Source organism: Neorhizobium sp. P12A (assembly GCF_008365395.1).
Classification (GTDB): Bacteria; Pseudomonadota; Alphaproteobacteria; order Rhizobiales; family Rhizobiaceae; genus Rhizobium.
In genome coordinates, this window is sequence record NZ_QOVX01000019.1 from 87,148 (window position 1) to 93,510 (window position 6,363).

Genomic DNA, 6,363 nt, shown 5'->3' on the forward strand with positions numbered 1-6,363 from the left:
GGATATGCGCAAAACATGGCAAACTTTCACCTGACGCCAACTGCCAGAAACGCGCTGAAGATTTTCAATTCAGGATCGGGAACGATGACCGGCGTGATTGCCGTTGAGCAAATCAGAGGTTGAGCCATGATAATCAATATCGACGGTGTCGAGCGCGATATGACGCCGGAAGAAGAAGCCGATTACGCGGCGACGCTCGCGAACCCTAATCTGTTGCCACCGCCTGAGCTTCCGAGCATCACCGACCGCCAGTTCTTCCAGCAGCTGGCAGCCCAGAGCCTGATTACGCAGACTGAGGCTATCGCCGCCGTCGCAACCGGCACTATCCCGGCCGCGATGCAGGCCTTGGTCAATCAGCTGCCTGCCGACCAGCAGTTCGATGCGCAGATGAAGATTTCCGGAGCACGAGAGTTTCTGCGCTCCGATCCCCTCGTTGCCGCCTTCGGGCAGATGGAGGGCATGACCTCCGCCGATATTGACGCACTCTGGGTGGCCGCAGCGGCGCTCTAAATCAAGGAAAATCCATGCAACTCATCCCCGACGTTCGCCGGGTGCTTTCGCGCGCCTGGTCGCTGGTGCGTGCGCGGCTATTGCCAGACGTGGCCAGCATCTTGAGGCGCGCCTGGTCGCTCCGGCTGATGGAGCTCGCCGCGCTCGCCGACGTCATCATCAACGTTGTGCCGGCCACCGCCGATTATCTGCCGTGGTGGCTCACGCTGCTGCTGTTGGTCGGTGCGTGGGCGGCCCGCCTCGTGGCGCAGCCTGACAAGGAACAAGCCAATGCCAATCAATAAAATCCGGCCAAGCAAACGCGCGGCCGCAGCTATTGCCGCTGCGATTGTCGCGGCCGCAGCAGGCGGCTGGCACGCGGTAAGCGATACCTCCGCCACGGTACACCCGCCGGCCGTCATCCTCGCGCAGAAGGCGCTGATCGAGACATGGGAAGGCGAGGTGCTGACGGCACATTGGGATCCGTACGCGAAGATCTACGACATCTGCTACGGCAAGACCCGGCTGAACGGCAAGCCCATCACCAAGGGCATGCACTTCACCAAACAGCAGTGCGCCGATTTCTTGGAAGACGACCTCTACAACGGCTATTACGTGCCGCTCACCAAGAAGGTGCCGGCCTATACCGGCTTCCCGGTCAGCGTCCAGGCGTCACAGCTTTCAGGCGCCTATAACTTCGGCGTCGGCGGCATGGTCAGTTCAAAGGCCATGGATTTCGCCAAGCAAGGCCAGTGGCGCGCGGCATGCGAGGCGCAGACCGCATGGAACAAGGCCGGCGGCCACGTTGTGCCAGGGCTTGTTGCGCGGAGAGAAATGGGCGACTCGCAGCGCATCGGCGAGGCGGAACTCTGCGTCTCTGGCCTGCCGGATGGAGGTGCGTCATGAGCCTATTAGCTACCCCCGGCGGCCGGTTCCTTGCCGGCCTACTCGGCGCGCTGCTGCTTTCGGTCGGCGCCTACGTCTACGGCGACCACCGTGGCTACGCGCGGGCGGCCACGACATATACGGCACAGATTGCGCAAACCAAGGCCGACCTTGCGACTGCTCGCGCCGCCGAGATCGAGCGCCAGAACGCCGTGAATGACGCGGCGAAGGCTGCCGAGGCCAGAAGCATCGCAAAGATGCAAGCAGACAACCAATCCCTTCAAGATCAAATTCAGGAGCTGCAGCGTGAAGCTGATCAAGACCCTAACGCTAATGGGCCTGCTCTTGGCTCTTCCAGCGTGCGCCGCATCAACGAAATTCGTTAGTCCGCCGCCGGTGCCCGTTTTAGCAAAGCCGGATTCGGCGCTCACAAAAGACTGCAATAAGCCGGTGGATATCGGCTCTGCCGACTTGCCGCAGGCCAAGTTGGAGAAGTTCTGGATGCGCGATCGGCAATCGCTTGTCGAGTGTGGGCGCGGTAAGGCCGCACTGCGCGACTTCTATGCTGACCGTGACGCGCGGTTAGCTGTACCCACGCCGAGGCCGGCCGCTGGCGGGGTGGCACAATGACTGAGCTTCTCCCGTACATCAGCCCGATCGTGGCCGTTATTACCCTTGTTCTGGGTATCTGGTGGCGCCTCGAAAATAAGATGGAAAAGGACCGCGAAACAGCGGCCAAGCGCGCCGAAGAACAAGAAAAAGAACTGGCCGCAACGAAATTGCACATCGCGGAAACCTACATCACCAAGGCCGGCCTCCGCGAGACCACAGACCAGATCATGAGCGCGATCGGCGGCGTGAAAGCCGCCGTCGAAAATATGACCCTTCGCGTCGACCGCATCGTCGAAAACCAATCCAAGGCGCAGCGCACCACGCGCGCTTCCTAAGCCGCCCGACGGCAACCACCACCACAATTCTAGGAGACTTCCATGGCCTTTTCAGGCGTTCATGTCGTTTGCGGTTTCGCTGGCTCGCTTTTCGCTCGAGACAAGTCGCAGGCAATCCTTGGCAAAATCGCATGGTCGGAAGCGCCGTCCACCGGCGTCACGTCCACCAATCAGGCACCGGGTGAAAACTCCGGTTCCGGCCAGCCAATCTTCCGCATCCGCGCTTCGGCCGACGCCTGGGTTTCGGTCGGCCCTACGCCTGACGCCACCAACGGCAAGCGCTTCCTCGTGCCGGCCAATACCGACTACGACGTCTATGCCGAGCCGAACGACAAGTTCCAGTGGGTTGCCGCGTAATGACGGGGCTTCGAACCAGCCTTAGGCGGGGGAGCGCGCTGCGCACCCTTGCCGGTTTGCGGGGTGGCTCCCCGTCGCAGGGTGGGGGTGCCCCATCCATCGGCGGAATCCCGATCGGCGCACCCGGCGCGGTCGGGACGATCTACGAAAATTACACCCTGTCTGGCGGCGATGACTATAATTCGGCGCCCGCTATAGTATCGCCGTCCACTCCAGCCGCTGATTATTTTTCCAGCCGCTCATACATATTGCCGGCCGTCGGGCAAACTGCTCGATCGGCGCGAGGCGGTTCGATCACGCTTAAAGGCTACGATGTCGATGCCATGCACACCGGGTTCATGGACATCAACAGAGGGCAGCCTGTCTCGACCTTCAACGACTTGATGCAGACGAGCAGCAGTGCGCTTGCCCTTAAAAGCCGAGCCGCGACTGCCCCCGAAAAGCTGATGGGAGATGGCTGCGATATCATCTCCTCGATGCTGGACACCGTCGGTCTTATCGTCGGGCGGCCGCCCTGCATTATCGAGGCGAAGATCCGCATTCGCCCTGGCTATCTGGCGCAGCGGGAATGGCACCCCTCGTTCTGGCTTATGTTGGCAGGCCCAGCGAGTTCCTACACCTCACTTGAGTTCGATTGGGAAGCGACCGACACCGCCAACCCGGACACATTTGCGCCGAACAATCAGAAATGGACAACGGGATCTTCAAACCCAATTGATGATAACGGCAATCCTGCATATGCCCCGAACCTCTGGGACGGCAACTGGCATACCATCGGCTTCATCGTCGGTACTGCGAACGTCCAGTATACGGTTGATGGCGTGGTCGTTAAGACGACGACCGTGAACACGGCACAGCAGGGGAACAGGCCTTTCTATGCCCTCCTGACGAACCACGTTGCCGACTTCCAGGCCAAATACAATTTGGCGGCATGGCAGGGTCAAGGCAACCCGGGGAACGTCTTCGAGACAGACTTCATTCGCGTATGGCGGACCACGGCGGGGACGCATCGCACACCGCTGATCGCCAATAACGCCTATAACGTCGATTTCAACACGCCGTTCTCGTTTGCGCAGCCGACCGCCGCTGCTCTCTGGGGCGATGGGGCTGTCAATGAGACCTTTGAAGCGATCGTCAACGAAGTCATCGCGCCGGGTGGCAATGTTTCTGGCGGCTGGATAGGTTTGCCAGCGGGCATCACCTATACTGGCGGCAACCTTGCTGGCACGGTCAGCGACAAGGCAGGGCGTCTCTACTTCGTCAGGACCGGCACGAAGCTTGGTGAAACCTGCAAACCGCAGCGTGTCGCCATCAATGTCGGCCCGAACCTGTCTAACGTACTGATCAATATCGGCTCTGCGGCAGGCTCGAAATACGACCTCTATGCCGCTGTCGATGTTGGTGACCTTGTGCCGGCGACGATCTCGGTAACCGGTCTGCCGTCTGGACTGACGTTCAATACGACGACAGGACTCATTACCAACGATGGATCGGCGGTCGTGTCGTCATTCACTGCGAGCGTGACAGCAACCAATGCGGTCGGCCAGTCAGCAACATCGACGGTCAACGGCGCTGTGGTTGCTGGTACGCCTCTGCCGGTGGTTGCCGGTCTTGCCGGGTCGCTCGATCCCGACAATGCCGCTACAGTCACATCATCTGGTGGTCTTGTCTCGGCTATTGCTGGCGCGGACGGCTCCTCACAGGCTGCAACGCAGGCGACCGGAGGCCTTCAGCCTTCCCTTGTGACCAAGCGAAGCCGTGGGGCGCTTCTGTTCGGATCTGGTAAGTTCATGGACTGGACGGGAATTGCGTCCTTCCTGAACGGCGGCGTCGGGACAATGGCGATCGTCGCGGAACTAAACACGCTTGCCGCTGCTGCCTGCATGCTTGAAATCGCCCAAGCCGCAGCGGCGACCACTGCGAATCGCCTGGAAATCTTGTGCGTCACAGGCGGCACAAGTTGGACAGCACGAAAATGCGGACCGACCGGCACATTTATTGATGCGAGCGATCCTAATGCCGCCCCTCTCGCCACACCGACATGTATCATCGCAAGGTTCAAAACGGCCACGGCGACGAAGATGTATCATGACCGGTACCTGTTCACGGCGGCGGCAGGCACCCCGGATGTCGGGGCGACTATGGACCAGGCGACCCTTGGCGCACGCCGCGCCAGCGGAGGTACCGTCTCGATCGGTCTTGAAGGGTGGATTTATCGTGCTGCCGTCTTCAATGCCGAGTTGACGGATAAGCAGATCTACATGCTTGGCCGTTGGGCAGCCCAGAACTGGGGCACGCCGTGACGCTCCGGCTGAAGGGGATTATCGCCGTGACAGCCTTCAGCTTGATTTGCTGGGGTGCTGTCCTCCTTGCTCATCTAGTCACCCCCGCCTCAACAAAGGGTGGGGGGGTGATTCCCGCTCTTGACTAAGTCGCTTTCTCTGTCATTTTCGCGCAAGGATAGCGCGCAATAGCTTATGCTGTGAACAGTCGGAGGTCGCAATGACAGAAATGGCGGTGAATGAGCCAGCGCCAATCAATCCAGAGGACGTAGAGCGCATCAACGCTCCTGCGTTTTACGGCTCAACAATCCAAGCTGTTTGGGCGGGGAATGATCTCACTTTGGTCTTTGCAAAACCGCATCCGGTCATAAACAAAAAGGCTGAATCTCCAGACCAGCAGTTTGGAGCTGTGCTTGAAACCCAGGCGATCATCAGCTTGAGCCCGCAAACAGCAAAGGACTTGTTCCTTCTACTTCAGGGAACGGTAAAAAGGTACGAAGACCAATTCGGCGTAATTTCTACCGAGTATACGCAGCGTGCCGAGAAAGGCGATAAGTGACGGATTTTCGAGTGTTTCGAACGTCTGTCGTGCCATTCGTGAGTGAGGTGCGATTCTACCACGAGACCGTCGAGCACATTAACCAAGAGCACCCAGAAGTGAAAATTGAGCTTCCGTCTTTGATGACGGCGGTGCAGAATGCGATTGAAAATCCAACGGTCGTTGAAAGCAGCTACACAAATAGCTACGTATTCATTGACCATGCTAGTACAAATTTTACTGGTGAGCCGCTAAAGGTACCGGTAAAAATTACTGAGGGAACCTCTGCCCGGGTAAAAACGGTTTTCTTTTCTGGAAGCACGAAGCCAGAAAATACCGTCTATAGGAACTCAGATGACGAGCGATAACCAGTTGCAGACCTCTTATGACAAACGGGGCGATGTTTTGTACATCTCCCGTGTGCGCATACCTGCGTCGCGTGGGATCGAAGACGAAAACGGCATTCTTTGGCGTTACGGCTCGGATGGCGCGGTTATCGGTGCCACTGTAATGGATTATTGTGATCATTGGGGTTCTCACCGCCGAGTGCTAGAAGCGGCCCTGTCGAACGGCTTCCACATCCCAGAGAGTGAAGCGAAATCTGTTTTGGATCACGTAGCGCGCTAGCACCCCGAAATCGACGCGACTCCTACAAAGATATAGCCACTTCTAACCGGTTATAAAAAGGCCGCTGCCAGAGCTCATCATATCTGGCAGCGGCCTTCCGCTGGATTGCCCCCAAACTAGCTAGTGCCCATCCATAAACGCCTGTTTTTCTGCGGTTTTGAAAGGTTGTTTGCCGGCTGCCATCGTTTTTTTGGACGAGTGATGGCAGAGAGCGCGCAGATTATGGCCCGAAGAGCGA

General features: G+C 58.6%; 10 protein-coding genes. All 10 read left to right on the forward strand.

Annotation, left to right across the window (positions count from 1 at the left end):
- The first annotated feature begins 126 nt into the window (after positions 1 to 126).
- The 10 genes from DTW90_RS30325 (at position 127) to DTW90_RS30375 (ending at position 6,125) form a co-directional block, all read left to right on the forward strand.
- The gene (locus DTW90_RS30325; protein ID WP_149343237.1) at positions 127 to 510 is read left to right on the forward strand and encodes a hypothetical protein; all 384 of its coding nucleotides are present in this window, start codon (positions 127 to 129) and stop codon (positions 508 to 510) included.
- 14 nt (positions 511 to 524) lie between these two features.
- A complete protein-coding gene (locus tag DTW90_RS30330; RefSeq protein ID WP_246665113.1) occupies positions 525 to 794 on the forward strand; it encodes a hypothetical protein in 270 nt (89 codons plus the stop codon).
- Positions 781 to 1,395 carry a lysozyme gene (locus DTW90_RS30335; RefSeq protein WP_149343239.1) on the forward strand — a complete coding sequence of 205 codons (615 nt, stop codon included), beginning with the start codon at positions 781 to 783 and terminating at the stop codon, positions 1,393 to 1,395. The genes DTW90_RS30330 and DTW90_RS30335 overlap by 14 nt, the downstream gene beginning before the upstream one ends.
- Positions 1,392 to 1,760 carry a hypothetical protein gene (locus tag DTW90_RS30340; protein ID WP_149343241.1) on the forward strand — a complete coding sequence of 123 codons (369 nt, stop codon included), beginning with the start codon at positions 1,392 to 1,394 and terminating at the stop codon, positions 1,758 to 1,760. Before DTW90_RS30335 ends, DTW90_RS30340 begins: the two co-directional genes overlap by 4 nt.
- Positions 1,761 to 2,084: 324 nt before the next feature.
- Entirely contained in the window at positions 2,085 to 2,321 is a 237-nt protein-coding gene (locus DTW90_RS30350) for a hypothetical protein (RefSeq protein ID WP_246665114.1), read from the forward strand.
- Between the two features lie 42 nt (positions 2,322 to 2,363).
- Positions 2,364 to 2,678, forward strand: coding sequence for a hypothetical protein (locus tag DTW90_RS30355; RefSeq protein ID WP_149343245.1), 315 nt, complete (start codon positions 2,364 to 2,366; stop codon positions 2,676 to 2,678).
- Positions 2,678 to 4,981 carry an Ig domain-containing protein gene (locus tag DTW90_RS30360; RefSeq protein WP_149343247.1) on the forward strand — a complete coding sequence of 768 codons (2,304 nt, stop codon included), beginning with the start codon at positions 2,678 to 2,680 and terminating at the stop codon, positions 4,979 to 4,981. The genes DTW90_RS30355 and DTW90_RS30360 overlap by 1 nt, the downstream gene beginning before the upstream one ends.
- Before the next feature lie 199 nt (positions 4,982 to 5,180).
- Entirely contained in the window at positions 5,181 to 5,519 is a 339-nt protein-coding gene (locus tag DTW90_RS30365) for a hypothetical protein (RefSeq protein WP_149343249.1), read from the forward strand.
- Between the two features lie 98 nt (positions 5,520 to 5,617).
- Positions 5,618 to 5,866: a hypothetical protein gene (locus DTW90_RS30370; RefSeq protein WP_149343251.1), complete on the forward strand. Its 249-nt coding sequence runs from the start codon at positions 5,618 to 5,620 to the stop codon at positions 5,864 to 5,866.
- Positions 5,853 to 6,125, forward strand: coding sequence for a DUF2283 domain-containing protein (locus DTW90_RS30375; RefSeq protein ID WP_149343253.1), 273 nt, complete (start codon positions 5,853 to 5,855; stop codon positions 6,123 to 6,125). The genes DTW90_RS30370 and DTW90_RS30375 overlap by 14 nt, the downstream gene beginning before the upstream one ends.
- Positions 6,126 to 6,363: the final 238 nt, after the last annotated feature.